This window comes from Pseudomonas indica NBRC 103045, assembly GCF_002091635.1.
GTDB lineage: Bacteria > Pseudomonadota > Gammaproteobacteria > Pseudomonadales > Pseudomonadaceae > Pseudomonas_M > Pseudomonas_M indica.
In genome coordinates, this window is sequence record NZ_BDAC01000004.1 from 82,595 (window position 1) to 97,626 (window position 15,032).

Consider the following 15,032-nt stretch of genomic DNA (forward strand, 5'->3'; position numbering starts at 1 on the left):
CCAACGAACAGCGATGAATTTCGGGCCTGTCAGTGCCCAGGCTCATCGTTCCAGAGAAGTTTGTGCAGTTGCAGTTGCAAGCGTACCGGCAGGTTATCGCTGACGATCCAATCGGCCAGCGAACGCGCATCCAGTTCATGGTGACTGGGCGAGAACAGCACCTCACCGGCACGCTGATCCAAGCGATACTCGATCAGTTTGGAAACCGCCCAGTCGTAATCCTCTCGCGAGCAGAGCACGAACTTCACTTGGTCGTTACGGTTGATCAGGCCGAGATTCTCGTAGCGGTTGCGAGCGACCTCAGCCGAACCCGGCGTCTTCAGATCGACGACCCGGCTGACCCGCGAATCCACGCCGGCGATATCCAAAGCCCCGCTGGTTTCCAGGGAAACCTCGTAGCCGGCATCGCAGAGCCGCTCGAGCAGCGGGATACAGTTGGGTTGGGCCAACGGCTCGCCACCGGTCACACAGACATAACGCGGCTTATAGCTGGCAACGCGCTCGAGAATGGCATCGAGGGTCATGATTTCGCCGCCGCTGAACGCGTAGGCGGTATCGCAATATTGACAGCGCAGGGGACAGCCGGTCAGGCGAACGAACACCGTCGGCAAACCGGCGGTGCGCGTCTCCCCCTGCAGCGAGTAGAAAATCTCGGTAATTCGCAGGGTTTCTTGCATATCAGCCACGGGCGTGACGGCGAAACAGGCCATCCGCCTCCGTTGCGGGAATAAGGGGTGGCGATTCTAACGAAAAAACCCGCAGCAGGTGCGGGTTTTCTGATCGCAGGCGATCGGCTCAACGGGCTCCCAGCCCCGATGACTGCTTAACGCAGGTTCTGCAGGTCGCGCTGGGCCAATTGGGCTGCCGAGCTGCCCGGATACTGGGAAATGACTTGCTGAAGAATGCCGCGGGCCTTGTCGTTATTACCCAGACGGCGCTCTACATCGGCCAGCTTGTACAGCGAATCGGGCACCTTGGCGTGCTGCGGATACGCCTGGCTGACCCTCGCGAACGCCTGTCCGGCACCTTGCAGGTCGCCCTTGGCGAGATTGACCTCGCCCAGCCAATACTGGGCATTCCCGGCGTACTGGCTATTCGGATACTTGCGCAGGAAGGCGGTGAATGCCTGACTGGCCTTGTCGAAGTCCTTGGCCTTGATCAGGTCGAAGGCCGCTTCGTAGTACAACTTCTCTTTCGCCGGGTCCGCTGGCTCGTTGCTTGCCGGAGCCTGACTGGGGGGCGGAGTCGGTGTGCCGCCAGCGTTGATGGCGCCATCGGCAGGAGTATTCGGGGCACCTTGCGCACCACCGCTCGAAAGGCGGCGATCGAGGTCCTGGTAACGTTCCAGGTTCTCGCGCTTGAGGTTCCTGATTTCGTTTTGCTGCTCTTCCAGCATGCCTCGCAACTGGGCGACTTCTTCCTGCAGTTGCTGCATCTGCATGTACATCTCGCCCTGCGCCGAAACCGGGGCCGAAGCCCCGGCTGCGGTTGCGGCGTAAGCGCCGCTCGTACCATACCCGGCCGGAGGATAAGAACTGCTACCGTAACCGGTATCGTTATCCACCACAGGAACCTCGGCCATTGCCGCGAGCGGCAGGCTGAGCGCCAACAAGGTCAAAGCACGGCAGCACTTACGCATGGCGACTTACTTACGCAGTTCGACGCGACGGTTCTGGGCCCAGGACTGCTCGTCGTTGCCAGTGGCAACCGGACGCTCTTCGCCGTAGGAAACCAGTTCCAGCTGAGCCGGGGAAACGCCCTGCAGTACCAGGTAGCGCTGAACGGCCTTGGCACGACGCTCGCCCAGAGCCATGTTGTACTCACGGGTGCCGCGCTCGTCAGCGTGGCCTTCCAGGACGACGCGAGCGCCATTGCCCTTCAGGTCCTTGGCGTGTACGTCCAGAGCGCGCATGGCTTCCGGCTTCAGGTCGGAGCTGTCGTACTCGAAATAGAAGGTGGTGATGGCGCGCAGAGCGGCTTCTTCGCTCAGGCTGCCATCGACGGCACCGGTGTTGGCACCGTAGCCGGCGTTCGGGTCGACAGCGCCTTCGCCGGAGGCGTCGCCGCCTTTGGAAGAACAGCCGACGGCAACGGCCAAAGCCAGGGACAGCGCAGCGAACTTACCGAATTTCAGCATTTCCATGGTGTAGCTCCTAATGAAACCTTAGGTGTGTGTGTTAGAAGGGTTGGGACCGCATCAGTTCAGGTAAGGGGACCAGGACGGCTCTCGAACTTCGCCTTGAGCGGTAGGAAGAGGGAGCCTGACTCGGCCGTTGATGGATACGAGCATCAAGACTCCCCGGCCCTGCTGGCGGGTTGCGTAGATTAGCATGGTGCCATTAGGCGCAACAGTGGGTGACTCGTCGAGACTGGTCTCGGAGAGAACACGCAGATTGCCGCGCTGCAGGTCCTGGGCAGCCACACGGAATACCGTGAAGCCTTCCTGACGATGCACCATCACCAGCGTCTTTTCGTCAGCCGACAGCTTCGGGTTGGCATTGTAGTTGCCGATGAAAGTCACCCGCTCCGCGGCACCGCCGTTGATATTCATCTTGTAAATCTGCGGCTTGCCACCACGGTCGGAGGTGAAATAGATGGTCTGCCCATCCTTGCCCCAGAACGGCTCGGTATCGATCGAGGCATTGTTGGTCACCCGACGCAGCTGACGGCTGCCGAGATCCATGACATAGATTTCCGGGTTGCCATCACGAGACAGCACGAACGCCAGGCGGTTGCCCTCCGGCGACCAGGCCGGTGCGCCGTTCAGCCCTTCGAAGTTGGTGATCTGCTCGCGGCGGCCGGTATCGATGTGCTGGATGAAGATGCGTGGACGCTTCTGCTCGAAGGAAACGTAGGCGATACGACGACCATCCGGAGCAAAGCGCGGCGATAGGATCGGCTCACGCGATTGCAACAGCGTAACCGCCCGGGCGCCGTCATAGTCCGAACGCTGCAGGGTATAGCGGGTGTTATTCACCGCGAAACGCTCGGCCGTGACGTACAGCAGGCGAGTCGAGAAGGCGCCCTTGATGCCGGTGAGCTTCTCGAACGATTGATCGGCAATGTGGTGCGCCATGTCGCGCAACTGATCGACACCACCACCTACGCTACCGGTAAGAACCTGCTGCTCGGTCGTCACGTTGAACAGCGCGAACTGCACCTGCAAGCGCCCACCCGCCGGGACAATGCTGCCGACCAGAACATACTGCGCACCCAGCGCTTTCCAGTCACGGTAGATGACTTCGCTGGCCTGGGTCGGCAGGCTGATCATGTTCTGTCGCGGAATCGGCTCGAAGCTGCCGGAGTTGCGCAGGTCATTGCCGATGATCTCGGCCATGTCCTCGGGCAGCACCGAACCACCCTGCCAGCCGAACGGAACGACGGCGATCGGCGTGGCGCGGTCCGTACCGCTGGTAACCACCAGCGGGTCAGCCGCCTGCACGCTGCCGACCAGCATGGCCAGGCCCAGCAGGGCAATACGAATCAAGGTGTTCACAGATCCAGATCCTCCGGTTTGAAGATGACGCGACGCTGCCGGTAAAGCCGGTCGAAGGTAGCGCGATCGAGCTGTTGCATCTCAGGTATGCGGCCGACGTTGCGCACCGCTGCCACAGCTGAATTATCGAATGGCGAGTCGCCACTGGAACGGGTAACGCTCGCGTTGGTAATGGTGCCATCGGGCAGCATTTCGATCAGCACCTCGACACTCATGCCGTTCCGCGCCGACGGCGGACGGCGCCACTGCTCGCTGACCAGCTTGACGATCAGATCGTCCAGGCTGCCGGCCACTTGATCGCCTTGGGTATCCGCGATCGCCTGCTGGCGCTCGGTCGTTTCCGACAGCAGTTCGGCAAGGGCCTGGGCCTTCTTATCCTCAGCCGATTTGCGCGCCGCTTCAGCCGCCGCTTTCTTCTTCGCCGCCTCGGCGGCCGCCTTCTTCTTGGCTTCTTCGGCAGCCTTTTTCTTGGCTGCTTCGGCCGCTGCTTTCTTTTTCGCCTCTTCGGCGGCTTTCTTCTTGGCCTCTTCCTCAGCCTTTTTCTTGGCGATATCGGCCAGTTGCTTTTGCTCAGCCGCCTTCTTGGCTTCCTCGGCCTTCTTCGCCGCCTCGGCTTTCTTGGCTTCTTCCGCCTTCTTCACGGCTTCGGCCTTTCGAGCCTCGTCGGCTTTCTTTTGTTCCGCCGCCTTGGCCGCGGCCTGCCGCTCCTGCTCGACCTTGCGCTGCTCCATCTGCTCGACTTCGTACTGTCGGGCAGCGGTCTTCTTCGCTTCGCCGGCGATCTTCTGGTTGGTCTGGGTCGTAGCCTGGCTCTGCGACTTCAATTGATAGAGAGTCGCCTGGACGATCGGCTTCGCTGGCGGCAGGTCCGGCGTCATCGCAAAACTGACGAACAGCAGGGCGAACACCAGCACGTGCAGCGCAATGGCCCACAAGGTGGGCCAGAAATAGCTTTCCGAAGGAGAGCGTTCGAACTGACGCATCAGGGCGCCTCAGTGATCAGCCCGACGTTGCCTACGCCGGCCTGCTGCAGACCGCCCATGGCAGCCATTACCGCACCGTAGTCGACCGCCTTGTCGCCGCGGACGAATACCTGGATCTGCTTACCCTGGCTACGCCCCTGATTCATGATCGCGGTAACCGCACGGGTCATTTCCTCGAGAGTGAGCGCCTTGTCCTGTACGGTGTCGGTGTCCACCTCGGAGCCCATGTTCCAGTAATAGGTCTTGTCGGCCTTGATCGAGATAGTCAGTACCTGGGCGTTGTTATCCTGTGGCAGCGCTTCGCTGCTCACTTTAGGCAGGTCGACCTTTACGCCCTGGTTGAGCATCGGCGCGGTCACCATGAAGATGACCAGCAGCACCAACATCACATCGATGTAGGGCACCACGTTCATTTCGGCGACCGGTTTGCGTTTCTGGCGAATGCGAGCCATTGGAATTACCTGCTCAGTCGTCGCTTGCATGCACCTTGCGGTGCAGGATGGCCTGGAACTCGTCGGCGAAGGTGTAGTAGCGGCCGATCAGGGTTTCGCTGCGTGCGGAGAAACGGTTGTAGGCGATCACGGCCGGAATCGCGGCGAACAGGCCGATGGCCGTGGCAATCAGCGCCTCGGCGATACCCGGAGCCACGGTAGCCAGGGTTGCCTGCTGCACCTGCGCCAGACCGCGGAACGAGTTCATGATGCCCCAGACGGTTCCGAACAGGCCGATATACGGACTGGTGGAGCCGACCGTTGCCAGGAACGGCAGGCTCTGCTCGAGCTTCTCTTCTTCCCGCGAGATAGCGACGCGCATGGCACGAGCCACACCATCCATTACGGCATCGGGATCGACGCCCGGTTGCTGGCGCAAGCGCGAGAATTCCTTGAAGCCGGCTCGGAAAATCTGCTCCACGCCAGAATCCGGATCGGGGTTGCTGCCGGCCTGACGGTAGAGCTTGGATAGGTCGATGCCCGACCAGAACCGCTCCTCGAACACATCGAGGGCACGTCGCGCGGCACGGATGGCATTGCCACGCTGGAAAATCATGATCCACGAGGTGACCGAGGCGGCCACCAGGATGAGCATGACCAACTGCACCAGGATGCTGGCGTTGCTGACCAGGCTCCACATGGACGTATGATCGACGTTGGTTTCCACGCTTACTCTCCTGCAAGGGCTAGACCGGTGCCGGCGAAGGCTGCGCGCAGCGCTTCGGGGATGGCCCGGGGTTTCAGACTGTCGGCGCGCACACAGGCCACCAGAAACTGCCCTTCACAGAGCAGTGCATCATCCGCAACCCGCCGCACCTGTTGACGAAAGCGCAGGCTGGCACGGTTCAATTCGATTATTTCGGCGCTCACCGTCAGTTCGTCGTCCAGACGCGCCGGCGCGTGATAGCGCGCTTCGCTGGAATGCACGACGAACAGCAGGTTCTCCCCCACCAACGCGGACTGGGCGAAACCCAGATCACGCAGACGTTCGGTGCGAGCCCGCTCCATGAATTTGAGGTAATTGACGTAATAGACGATGCCGCCAGCATCGGTGTCTTCATAGTAGACACGACAGCGATGGGCGAACGGCTGAGCTCCGTTTTGCGAGCGCATACTCTAGTGCCGGCTCCTGAAGTTGCCAATCGGACTTGCTAACAATTTTTTTCACTCCCCGCCGTCGCCGAACAGGTCGGCAGTCGGCGCATCGTTAAGACGCTTGGGTAGGTTCAGGCCGAAATGCAGGTAGGCATGGCGTGTCACGACCCGTCCACGGGGCGTGCGCATGATGAACCCCTGCTGAATCAGGTAGGGCTCCAGTACGTCCTCGATGGTATGCCGTTCTTCGCTGATGGCCGCAGCCAGGCTATCGATACCGACAGGACCGCCATCGAACTTGTCGATCATGGTCAGCAACAGGCGGCGATCCTGGTGATCGAATCCCCGCTCATCCACATCCAGCAGATTCAGCGCCCGGTCGGCGATCGCACGGGTGATGCGCCCTTCCCCGCGCACTTCGGCAAAGTCCCGGACGCGACGCAACAGGCGATTGGCGATCCGCGGCGTGCCACGGGCGCGCCGAGCGATCTCGAAGGCCCCTTCCGGCTCGATGGGCAAACCGAGGATGCCGGCGGCGCGGTCGACGATGGTCGCCAGATCCTGCGTCGAGTAGAACTCCAAGCGCTGGACGATGCCAAAGCGGTCGCGCAACGGATTGGTCAACATGCCAGCTCGGGTGGTGGCGCCAACCAAGGTGAATGGCGGCAAGTCCAGTTTGATCGACCGCGCGGCAGGGCCTTCGCCGATCATGATGTCGAGCTGGAAATCTTCCATCGCGGGGTAGAGCACTTCCTCGACGATGGGCGACAGGCGATGGATTTCGTCGACGAACAGCACGTCGCCGGGTTCGAGGTTGGTCAGCAACGCGGCGAGATCACCAGGGCGCTCCAGTACGGGGCCGGAAGTACTCTTGATCGCCACGCCCATTTCCTGGGCGATGATGTTGGCCAGGGTCGTCTTACCCAAGCCCGGCGGACCGAAGATGAGCGTGTGATCCAGGGACTCCTTGCGTCCCTTGGCCGCCTGGATGAACAGCTCCATCTGCTCGCGGACCACTGGCTGGCCGATGTATTCAGCCAGTTGCAACGGCCGGATGGCGCGGTCCACTTGCTCGTCGCGGTCACGACTGTTGGCGGTTATCAGGCGGTCGGCTTCGATCACTTAGACCATTCCTTTCAGGGCACGCCGGATCAATTCTTCACTACTCAAACCTTCCTCCTGCACCGCGGCTACCGCTCGGCTCGCCTCCTGAGGTTTGAAGCCAAGGGAAATCAGCGCGCTGACAGCATCGTTGCCGGCGTTTGAGACTGCCGCACCGGCATGAGGTTCAACCACCAACGGAGCGATACCGGGCATGGTTTCCCACGCTTTGAAGCGATCCTTCAACTCGACCAGCAGACGCTCCGCGGTTTTCTTGCCGACCCCGGGAATCTTTACCAGAGTCGAGGTATCTTGCGCCTGGACACAGCGTACCAGCTCATCGACCTCCAGGCCGGACATCAGGGCCAACGCCAGCTTGGGTCCGACGCCATTGAGCCGGATCAGCTCACGGAACAGCTCTCGGTCGCGCTTTTCGAAGAAGCCATAAAGCAGTTGGGCATCTTCCCTCACGACGAGGTGCGTGTGCAGCGTAACCGGCTCTCCGACGGACGGCAGGCTATACAGGGTGGTCATCGGCACTTCCAATTCATAGCCGATCCCTCCCACGTCCAGGATCAGGTGTGGCGGCTGTTTTTCCGCCAGGGTGCCGCGCAGGCGTCCGATCACGATTCGCTTCCTTTATTCATAAACGCAACCGGCCGCCGCGCCGCTTGGCGCCGACCAGTCCATGGGGAATCAGGCTTTGTCGGTTATGGGCATGGCAAAGTGCAATGGCCAGGGCGTCGGAAGCATCGATCTGTGGCTTCTGGGTCAGTTTCAGGAGATGCATGACCATCATCTGCACTTGTTGCTTGTCAGCCGCTCCCGTCCCGACGATGGCCTGCTTGACCTGAGTCGCGGTGTATTCGCTGATCTCCAGCCCCTCTTCCGCTGCCGCGACGATGGCGGCGCCACGTGCCTGGCCAAGCTTGAGCGCAGAGTCCGCATTGCGTGCCATGAACACCTGTTCGATGCCCATCATCACCGGACCATAGCTCTGGATGATCTCGCGCACACCGCGATAGACGATCTGCAGACGTTCGTGCAACGCACCATTCCCAGTACGGATACAGCCCGACGCGACATATTCGCAGCCACGACCGGTATCGCGTACCACACCGAATCCGGTAATTCTCGAACCAGGGTCAATCCCCAGGATCAGCGTCATGCCTGTTTCCATCGGTGGCGTGAAAACCACCGCACTGTCTATTTATCCAGGCCAGGAGTATATAGGGCCACTGCCATCCGCGTCATCACGACGCATCGGCGACATGCATGCCGTCAGTCACATGAAAAAGCCGGAAGCCCCAGGGCGGCTCGCGCCCGGTCGCTTCCGGCTCGTTCGACCCGGTTCGTCAGCCCAGCTGTTCCATGATCTCGTCAGGAATTTCGGCGTTGTGGTAGACGTTCTGCACGTCGTCCAGATCTTCCAGCATATCGATCAGCTTCATGACCTTCTGCGCGGTTTCCAGGTCGGCAATCGGCGCAGTGATCGAAGGAATCATCGCCACCTCCGCCTCATCGCCCTTGAATCCCGCAGCGGTCAACGCCTCGTTCACCGACAGGAAGTCGCCGAAGGACGTGTAGACCTCGACCGAACCGTCCTCTGCGGCTACCACGTCGTCGGCGCCCGCTTCCAGCGCCGCTTCCATCAATGCGTCCTCGTCGACGCCCGGCGCGTAGCTGATCTGCCCCTTGCGATCGAACATGTAGGCCACCGAACCGTCGGTACCCAGGTTGCCGCCGCACTTGCTGAAGGCGTGACGCACTTCCGCCGCGGTGCGGTTGCGGTTGTCGGTCATGGCCTCGACGATGATCGCCACGCCGCTCGGCGCATAGCCTTCATAGCTCAGTTCGACCATGTTGTCGGCATCGTTCGAACCGGCCCCACGGGCAATGGCGCGATCGATGGTGTCACGAGTCATGTTGGCGGTCAGCGCCTTGTCCACGGCCAGGCGCAGACGCGGGTTATCCGCCGGGTTTCCGCCGCCATGCTTGGCCGCAACGGTCAATTCACGAATCAGCTTGGTGAAGATCTTGCCGCGCTTGGCGTCCTGACGTTCCTTGCGGTGCTTGATGTTGGCCCATTTGGAATGACCAGCCATAACTCACTCCGTTTCTCTTCAGCTCGGCGGCACACGATACGTGCCGCCCCAATGGTTGAACGATTATTCCGCTTTCGGCTGCTCGCGCAGGCGGATGTGCAACTCGCGCAGTGCTTTCGCATCCACCGCACCCGGCGCCTGGGTCATGACGCAGGCCGCGCTCTGGGTTTTCGGGAAGGCGATGACTTCGCGGATCGACTGAGCGCCAGTCATCAACATCACCAGGCGGTCCAGACCGAACGCCAGTCCGCCATGTGGCGGCGCACCGAATTTCAGGGCGTCGAGGAGGAAGCCGAATTTTTCCTGCTGCTCGTCTTCGCTGATGCCCAGTACGCGGAAGACCGCCTGCTGCATCTCCTTGTTATGGATGCGGATGGACCCACCACCCAGCTCGGTACCGTTCAGGACCATGTCGTAAGCGCGCGACAGGGCTGCGGCCGGATTCGCCTCCAGCTCCGCCGGCGTGCACTTCGGCGAGGTGAACGGGTGGTGCAACGCGGAGAGCGAGCCGTCGTCGTTCTCTTCGAACATCGGGAAATCCACGACCCACAGCGGCGCCCACTCGCAGGTGAGCAGGTTGAGGTCATGGCCCAGGCGAATACGCAGAGCACCCAGGGCTTCGCTGACGATCTTCGCCTTGTCAGCGCCGAAGAACACGATATCCCCGTCCACCGCGCCGACGCGATCGAGGATCACATTGAGATTGGCTTCCGGTATGAACTTGACGATCGGCGACTGCAGCCCCTCGACACCCTTGGCGCGCTCGTTGACCTTGATGTAGGCCAGGCCCTTGGCGCCGTAGATTCCGACGAACTTGGTGTAGTCATCGATCTGACTGCGCGGCATGCTCGCAGCACCCGGTACGCGCAGTGCAGCGACACGCCCTTTCGCATCGTTGGCCGGACCGCTGAACACCTTGAACTCCACTTCCTTGAGCTGATCGGCGACATCTACCAACTCCAGCGGAATACGCAGGTCCGGCTTGTCCGAGCCGTAGCGGCGCATGGCTTCTTCGAAGGTCATGTGCGGGAAGGCATCGAATTCCAGGTCGAGCACTTCCTTGAACAACTTGCGAATCATGCTTTCGGTGATGCCCATGATGTCGCTTTCATCGAGGAAGCTGGTTTCGATGTCGATCTGGGTGAATTCCGGCTGGCGATCGGCACGCAGGTCCTCGTCGCGGAAGCACTTGGCGATCTGGTAGTAGCGATCGAAGCCGGCCACCATCAGGAGCTGCTTGAACAGCTGAGGGGACTGCGGCAAAGCGAAGAAGCTGCCGGCATGGGTGCGGCTCGGCACCAGATAATCGCGCGCGCCTTCCGGTGTCGCCCGAGTCAGGATCGGCGTTTCCACGTCGAGGAAGCCGTTTTCGTCCAGGTAACGACGGATGCTGCTGGTGATGCGCGAGCGCAGCTTCAGCTTGGCGGCCATTTCCGGCCGGCGAAGATCGATGAAGCGATAACGCAGACGCGTTTCTTCACCGACATCGGAGTATTCGTCCAACGGGAACGGCGGCGTTTCCGCCTGGTTCAGCACTTCCAGCTCGTGGCCCAATACTTCGATGGCGCCGGAAGCCATGTTCGGATTGACCGCTCCAGCCGGACGCAGACGCACCTTGCCGGTGATCTTGACCACGTATTCGCTGCGCACCCGGTCGGCGGTGGCGAAGGTATCCGCGCGATCCGGATCGAATACCACCTGGGCCAGGCCTTCGCGGTCACGAATGTCGAGGAAGATCACCCCGCCATGGTCGCGACGGCGGTGTACCCAACCGCAAAGGGTGACTTCCTGCCCATCCAGGCTCTCGTTCAGTTGGCCGCAATAGTGGCTGCGCATCATGATGGTGTTTTCGCTTCTCGTGAGTCTTGAGTTCGTCGTGCCGCTCAATCGGCGGCGGAGCAACCGGAGGCGCCACAGCCATTGCCGGAGCAGGCTGGAGCGCTATCGCCAGCGGCCAGATTCTTCTTCGCGCCAGTCTTGAAATCGGTCTCGTACCAGCCCCCGCCCTTCAAGCGGAATCCAGGCATCGAAAGCATTTTCTTCAATTCAGGCTTATCGCAGGTCGGACAATCGACCAATGGCGCATCGCTGAATTTCTGGATGGCTTCCAGCTGATGGCCACAGGACCCGCACTGATACTCATAAATAGGCATCGGATCGCTCCAGCATCGTAAAAGAGACAACGCCGCGAGCCCGCGTCCCGCGGCAAGGGGCGGGATTATATATGGTTAATCGATTCGACGCAGCCGCCAGCCCATCCCACCCCGATTCCCCCGATGCACTTATCAGTTGTACCCGAACGCTACTGTGACTACCCTCGCCACCGAGCCGAGACACTCAGCTCATTTATGGAAAGCCAGACCCATCAGAGCGGGCTCATCAGCCGCCCCCAAAGGAGCGATCATGCACACACTTTCCGGCAAGGTAGCCGTGATCACCGGCGCCGCCTCGGGTATCGGCCGGGCATTGGCCGAACGCCTGGCCGGTGAAGGATGTCACCTAGCCCTTGCCGATATCGATGCACGAGGATTGGACGCCGCCGCAGCAGCGGTTCGAGCCCACGCACCGGCCGTCAGCCTGCATGTCCTGGATGTCTCCGACCGGAGTGCCGTCTACGCATTCGCTGACAACGTGCTGAATCAGCATGGCCGCGCCCATCTGATCATCAACAATGCCGGGGTCGCGGTAACGCAAACCATCGCGGAATTGAGCTACGACGATTTCGAATGGTTGATGGGCATCAACTTCTGGGGAGTTGTACATGGCACCAAGGCCTTCCTACCCCATCTGCTGAAAAACGGCGACGGTCACATCGTCAATCTTTCCAGCATCTTCGGCATCATCGGTATCCCGACCCAGGGTGCCTATAACGCCAGCAAATTCGCCGTTCGCGGCTTTACCGAAGCCTTGCGCCAGGAAATCCATGGCTCCGGTGTCTCCGTCAGTTGCGTCCACCCCGGCGGCATCAAGACCAACATCGCCCGCGCCGCGCGTTTCTACCAGAGCGTGGACGGCTGCCGGGACGCCAGCCAGGCCGCAGACCGCTTCGAGCGGCTGGCTCGCACTACCGCCTCACAGGCAGCCGAAGCCATCGTCAAAGGCATAAAGACGGGCAATCCCCGCATCCTCATCGGTGCCGATGCCCGCCTGCTCGACCGCATGCAGCGGTTGCTTCCCGCCTCCTACCCTCGCCTGCTTGCCAGATTGCTGCCCAAGCGATGAACATCCGGACAACCGTACCTTCTAAACAAAGCTTCATTGACACACGCCAAGGATTAGCCCAGCCCACCCTGTGTTAGGCTCTATCCGTATCGCTTCAAGCAAACAGAGAGGAGAAATGGCATGGAAATCAACATCGGTATTGCCGAACAGGACCGCAAAGCCATCGCCGAAGGCCTGTCCCGACTGCTCGCGGACACCTATACCCTGTACCTGAAGACTCATAACTTCCACTGGAACGTCACCGGCCCGATGTTCAACACCCTGCACCTGATGTTCGAAGGCCAGTACAACGAACTGGCACTGGCCGTGGACTCCATCGCCGAACGTATCCGCGCCCTCGGCTTCCCCGCCCCCGGAACCTATGCTGCCTATGCCCGCCTGTCCTCCATCAAGGAAGAAGAGGAAGTGCCCTCCGCCCAGGACATGATCAAGCAGCTCGTTCAAGGCCAGGAAGCGGTAATCCGCACAGCCCGCGGCATTTTCCCGCTGCTCGAGAAGGTCAGCGACGAACCCACCGCCGACCTGCTGACCCAACGCATGCAAATCCATGAAAAGACCGCCTGGATGCTGCGCAGCCTGCTCGACGCCTAACCAGTCGTCCGGTGGCGCGGCAAAAGGCCATCCAGGCACACACCCTGCCTAGGCGACGCGCCACCGACTGTTCTATTCTCAGGCAACCCCGACCGACCAGTGACATCCATGAGCCAGCCGAAAGCCCCCTCCATCCTTGAGCTGTATCCGGAAGAGACCCGAGAGGCGGCGGAACTCCTTAAACAGGCGGTACCGCACATGGTGCGTCACGATATTCCGCCGAATCCCATTCATTACGCGCTCTGGTATACCTACTGCAAAGGCCAGGAGCCCGAACTGAACAGACGCCTGGACAAGATCGTCAAGGATTTCGCCAGCTTCCCCCCGGAAACCGCCGCCAAGCTCTTCCGCGACTACATCATCCGGGGAGAATTGGAAGAGGCTCGCACAGGACAACAGCAAGTTCTCGAACTGGTCGACGACATCGAGGGTGATGTTTCGCGCAGCGTGGTCGGCAGCCAGGCCTATCAGGCAAGTTTGAGCCAAGGTCTCGCCGCCCTGCATGAGCCGATCATCGATGACCTGCCCAACGTGCTCAATGAACTGCAACAAAGCACGCAGTTGATGCAGGAGCAGCAGGAAAAATTCCTCTACCGCTTGCGCGCAGCCCAGACGGAAATCCAGAACCTGCGCAACCAGCTGGAGCGCGCCCAAAGGGCCGCGACACTCGACAGCCTGACCCACGTCTTCAACCGGCATGCCTTCACCCGCCTGCTCGAACAGGCACTGAGCGCCGACCACCACGGGCTGGCGCTGGTAATGCTCGATATCGATCACTTCAAGCAGTTCAATGACCAGTACGGCCACCCACTGGGCGATCGCGTTCTCCAGCATGTCGGCCAACTGTTGCGCGACCTGCTTCCTCCGCGTGCCATGGCAGCCCGTTACGGCGGCGAAGAGTTCTGCGTCATCCTACGCGACTGCTTCGACATGGAAACCGCCCAGCACTTCGCCGAGCAGCTACGCCTCAAGATCCAGGCCTTGCGTGTCAAGGTCCGCCGCACCGATCAGATACTGGACACCATTACGGCATCCTTCGGTATCACCTTGGCGGAATCCGGCGACGATCTGGAAAGCCTTATCACCCGCGCCGACGATGCGCTCTACCAAGCCAAGCGGAACGGTCGCAACCAGATCCATCCTCCCGTACCGGAAGCCGCGCTTAGCGCATGATTTGAGCAACCCCGCGTTTTTACTGTTAAATACGCCTCGTGTTTCCGCCCCTCCTTGCGGATGAGCGGAACATAGGCCGGTCTTTCGCGCACCTCCATGTCGTTCTTCATCGGAGGCGAAGCACGAGCCGCGCTTTCTATACCTTTCGCAAAGTGAGTTCATTGCCCATGTTGAAAATCGTCCATCTCCTGACGGGCGCAGTTGCCTTGCTGCTGTCCTTTATTCCCAGCCTGCGCAGCGAAGCCCTGCCGTACCTGCAGCAACCCGATGCGATCTATCTGGCACTGTTCGGCCTGCTCAATCTGCTGATCGTCCCAGCGCAACCCTCGACCAACCAACCCGCTCCCACGCCCTGGCATATCCTGACCTCTCTCCTGCTGGTCCTGGCGGTGGTACTGCAGACAATCGTCCTGCTCGTACCATTCCCTTATATCGCCGGCCAGCCCGCCATCCTCTTCGGCCTGGCGTCGGCGATTGCAGCAGTACTGCTGAATCTTGCCATCACCTTCAAGCCGAGCCCCGTTCACCGACAGGACAGCCCCATCGCCGACGGCAATCGGGAAACCGGCACCGTCAAGTGGTTCAATACTTCCAAGGGTTTCGGCTTCATTTCGCGGGATAACGGCGAAGATATATTCGTTCACTTCCGCGCCATTCGCGGCGAGGGCCACCGGGTCCTGGTAGAAGGCCAGCGCGTGGAGTTCTCCGTCATGCAAAGAGACAAAGGCCTACAGGCAGAGGACGTAATCGCAGCCCTGCCCAGTCGTCGCTAAGC

The 15,032-nt window shown here is 60.8% G+C and carries 18 protein-coding genes and 1 pseudogene; 5 read left to right on the forward strand and 14 right to left on the reverse strand.

The window, feature by feature from the left end; genetic code table 11:
- Nucleotides 1-29 precede the first annotated feature (29 nt).
- From queE to PIN01S_RS06700, 14 genes are all read right to left on the reverse strand, one after another.
- Nucleotides 30-677, reverse strand: a complete 648-nt coding sequence (queE, locus tag PIN01S_RS06635) for a 7-carboxy-7-deazaguanine synthase QueE (protein ID WP_084335020.1) — start codon at nucleotides 675-677, stop codon at nucleotides 30-32.
- A gap of 146 nt (nucleotides 678-823) precedes the next feature.
- On the reverse strand, nucleotides 824-1,639 hold the full coding sequence (gene ybgF / locus PIN01S_RS06640; protein ID WP_084334612.1) for a tol-pal system protein YbgF: 816 nt from the start codon (nucleotides 1,637-1,639) through the stop codon (nucleotides 824-826).
- 6 nt (nucleotides 1,640-1,645) lie between these two features.
- Nucleotides 1,646-2,143 (reverse strand): peptidoglycan-associated lipoprotein Pal, encoded by a 498-nt coding sequence (pal, locus tag PIN01S_RS06645; protein WP_084334614.1) that lies wholly within the window; start codon nucleotides 2,141-2,143, stop codon nucleotides 1,646-1,648.
- A 54-nt stretch (nucleotides 2,144-2,197) separates the two neighbouring features.
- Nucleotides 2,198-3,496, reverse strand: coding sequence for a Tol-Pal system beta propeller repeat protein TolB (tolB, locus tag PIN01S_RS06650; RefSeq protein WP_084334616.1), 1,299 nt, complete (start codon nucleotides 3,494-3,496; stop codon nucleotides 2,198-2,200).
- On the reverse strand, nucleotides 3,493-4,482 hold the full coding sequence (tolA, locus tag PIN01S_RS06655) for a cell envelope integrity protein TolA (RefSeq protein ID WP_084334618.1): 990 nt from the start codon (nucleotides 4,480-4,482) through the stop codon (nucleotides 3,493-3,495). Before tolA ends, tolB begins: the two co-directional genes overlap by 4 nt.
- The gene (tolR, locus tag PIN01S_RS06660; protein ID WP_084334619.1) at nucleotides 4,479-4,931 is read right to left on the reverse strand and encodes a protein TolR; all 453 of its coding nucleotides are present in this window, start codon (nucleotides 4,929-4,931) and stop codon (nucleotides 4,479-4,481) included. The genes tolA and tolR overlap by 4 nt, the downstream gene beginning before the upstream one ends.
- 13 nt (nucleotides 4,932-4,944) lie before the next feature.
- Entirely contained in the window at nucleotides 4,945-5,637 is a 693-nt protein-coding gene (gene tolQ, locus PIN01S_RS06665; protein ID WP_084334621.1) for a protein TolQ, read from the reverse strand.
- A gap of 2 nt (nucleotides 5,638-5,639) precedes the next feature.
- Entirely contained in the window at nucleotides 5,640-6,083 is a 444-nt protein-coding gene (ybgC, locus tag PIN01S_RS06670; protein ID WP_084334623.1) for a tol-pal system-associated acyl-CoA thioesterase, read from the reverse strand.
- A 51-nt stretch (nucleotides 6,084-6,134) separates the two neighbouring features.
- Nucleotides 6,135-7,187, reverse strand: coding sequence for a Holliday junction branch migration DNA helicase RuvB (gene ruvB / locus PIN01S_RS06675; RefSeq protein WP_084334625.1), 1,053 nt, complete (start codon nucleotides 7,185-7,187; stop codon nucleotides 6,135-6,137).
- Complete coding sequence (gene ruvA / locus PIN01S_RS06680) at nucleotides 7,188-7,793, reverse strand: Holliday junction branch migration protein RuvA (RefSeq protein WP_084334627.1); 606 nt, start codon at nucleotides 7,791-7,793, stop codon at nucleotides 7,188-7,190.
- A 16-nt stretch (nucleotides 7,794-7,809) separates the two neighbouring features.
- Nucleotides 7,810-8,334 (reverse strand): crossover junction endodeoxyribonuclease RuvC, encoded by a 525-nt coding sequence (ruvC, locus tag PIN01S_RS06685; protein ID WP_084334628.1) that lies wholly within the window; start codon nucleotides 8,332-8,334, stop codon nucleotides 7,810-7,812.
- 187 nt (nucleotides 8,335-8,521) lie between these two features.
- Nucleotides 8,522-9,271 carry a YebC/PmpR family DNA-binding transcriptional regulator gene (locus PIN01S_RS06690; RefSeq protein WP_084334629.1) on the reverse strand — a complete coding sequence of 250 codons (750 nt, stop codon included), beginning with the start codon at nucleotides 9,269-9,271 and terminating at the stop codon, nucleotides 8,522-8,524.
- Between the two features lie 63 nt (nucleotides 9,272-9,334).
- A complete protein-coding gene (gene aspS, locus PIN01S_RS06695; RefSeq protein WP_084334630.1) occupies nucleotides 9,335-11,110 on the reverse strand; it encodes an aspartate--tRNA ligase in 1,776 nt (591 codons plus the stop codon).
- Between the two features lie 44 nt (nucleotides 11,111-11,154).
- A complete protein-coding gene (locus PIN01S_RS06700; RefSeq protein WP_084334631.1) occupies nucleotides 11,155-11,424 on the reverse strand; it encodes an FmdB family zinc ribbon protein in 270 nt (89 codons plus the stop codon).
- Nucleotides 11,425-11,674: 250 nt separating this feature from the next.
- On the opposite strand from PIN01S_RS06700, the gene PIN01S_RS06705 reads away from it, so the two are divergent.
- The 5 genes and pseudogenes from PIN01S_RS06705 to PIN01S_RS26715 all read left to right on the forward strand — a co-directional run bounded on the left by PIN01S_RS06705 (nucleotide 11,675) and on the right by PIN01S_RS26715 (nucleotide 15,030).
- Nucleotides 11,675-12,493 (forward strand): SDR family NAD(P)-dependent oxidoreductase, encoded by an 819-nt coding sequence (locus PIN01S_RS06705; protein WP_084334633.1) that lies wholly within the window; start codon nucleotides 11,675-11,677, stop codon nucleotides 12,491-12,493.
- 120 nt (nucleotides 12,494-12,613) lie between these two features.
- Entirely contained in the window at nucleotides 12,614-13,084 is a 471-nt protein-coding gene (locus PIN01S_RS06710) for a Dps family protein (protein ID WP_084334635.1), read from the forward strand.
- A 108-nt stretch (nucleotides 13,085-13,192) separates the two neighbouring features.
- Nucleotides 13,193-14,257 (forward strand): GGDEF domain-containing protein, encoded by a 1,065-nt coding sequence (locus PIN01S_RS06715; RefSeq protein ID WP_084334637.1) that lies wholly within the window; start codon nucleotides 13,193-13,195, stop codon nucleotides 14,255-14,257.
- Nucleotides 14,258-14,424: 167 nt separating this feature from the next.
- Nucleotides 14,425-14,745, forward strand: a pseudogene (locus PIN01S_RS27305) (cold shock domain-containing protein membrane protein); the annotation flags it as partial.
- 54 nt (nucleotides 14,746-14,799) lie between these two features.
- Nucleotides 14,800-15,030, forward strand: a complete 231-nt coding sequence (locus PIN01S_RS26715; protein ID WP_169715797.1) for a cold-shock protein — start codon at nucleotides 14,800-14,802, stop codon at nucleotides 15,028-15,030.
- Nucleotides 15,031-15,032 lie beyond the last annotated feature (2 nt).

Bases quoted from the DNA above. Each gene is read 5' to 3' on its own strand.
- ruvC (WP_084334628.1), bottom strand. From the start codon at position 8,334: ATGACGCTGATCCTGGGGATTGACCCTGGTTCGAGAATTACCGGATTC.
- PIN01S_RS06690 (WP_084334629.1), bottom strand. From the start codon at position 9,271: ATGGCTGGTCATTCCAAATGGGCCAACATCAAGCACCGCAAGGAACGT.
- PIN01S_RS06705 (WP_084334633.1), top strand. From the start codon at position 11,675: ATGCACACACTTTCCGGCAAGGTAGCCGTGATCACCGGCGCCGCCTCG.
- tolR (WP_084334619.1), bottom strand. From the start codon at position 4,931: ATGGCTCGCATTCGCCAGAAACGCAAACCGGTCGCCGAAATGAACGTG.
- PIN01S_RS06700 (WP_084334631.1), bottom strand. From the start codon at position 11,424: ATGCCTATTTATGAGTATCAGTGCGGGTCCTGTGGCCATCAGCTGGAA.
- PIN01S_RS06715 (WP_084334637.1), top strand. From the start codon at position 13,193: ATGAGCCAGCCGAAAGCCCCCTCCATCCTTGAGCTGTATCCGGAAGAG.
- ybgF (WP_084334612.1), bottom strand. From the start codon at position 1,639: ATGCGTAAGTGCTGCCGTGCTTTGACCTTGTTGGCGCTCAGCCTGCCG.
- PIN01S_RS06710 (WP_084334635.1), top strand. From the start codon at position 12,614: ATGGAAATCAACATCGGTATTGCCGAACAGGACCGCAAAGCCATCGCC.
- queE (WP_084335020.1), bottom strand. From the start codon at position 677: ATGCAAGAAACCCTGCGAATTACCGAGATTTTCTACTCGCTGCAGGGG.
- pal (WP_084334614.1), bottom strand. From the start codon at position 2,143: ATGGAAATGCTGAAATTCGGTAAGTTCGCTGCGCTGTCCCTGGCTTTG.
- ybgC (WP_084334623.1), bottom strand. From the start codon at position 6,083: ATGCGCTCGCAAAACGGAGCTCAGCCGTTCGCCCATCGCTGTCGTGTC.
- aspS (WP_084334630.1), bottom strand. From the start codon at position 11,110: ATGATGCGCAGCCACTATTGCGGCCAACTGAACGAGAGCCTGGATGGG.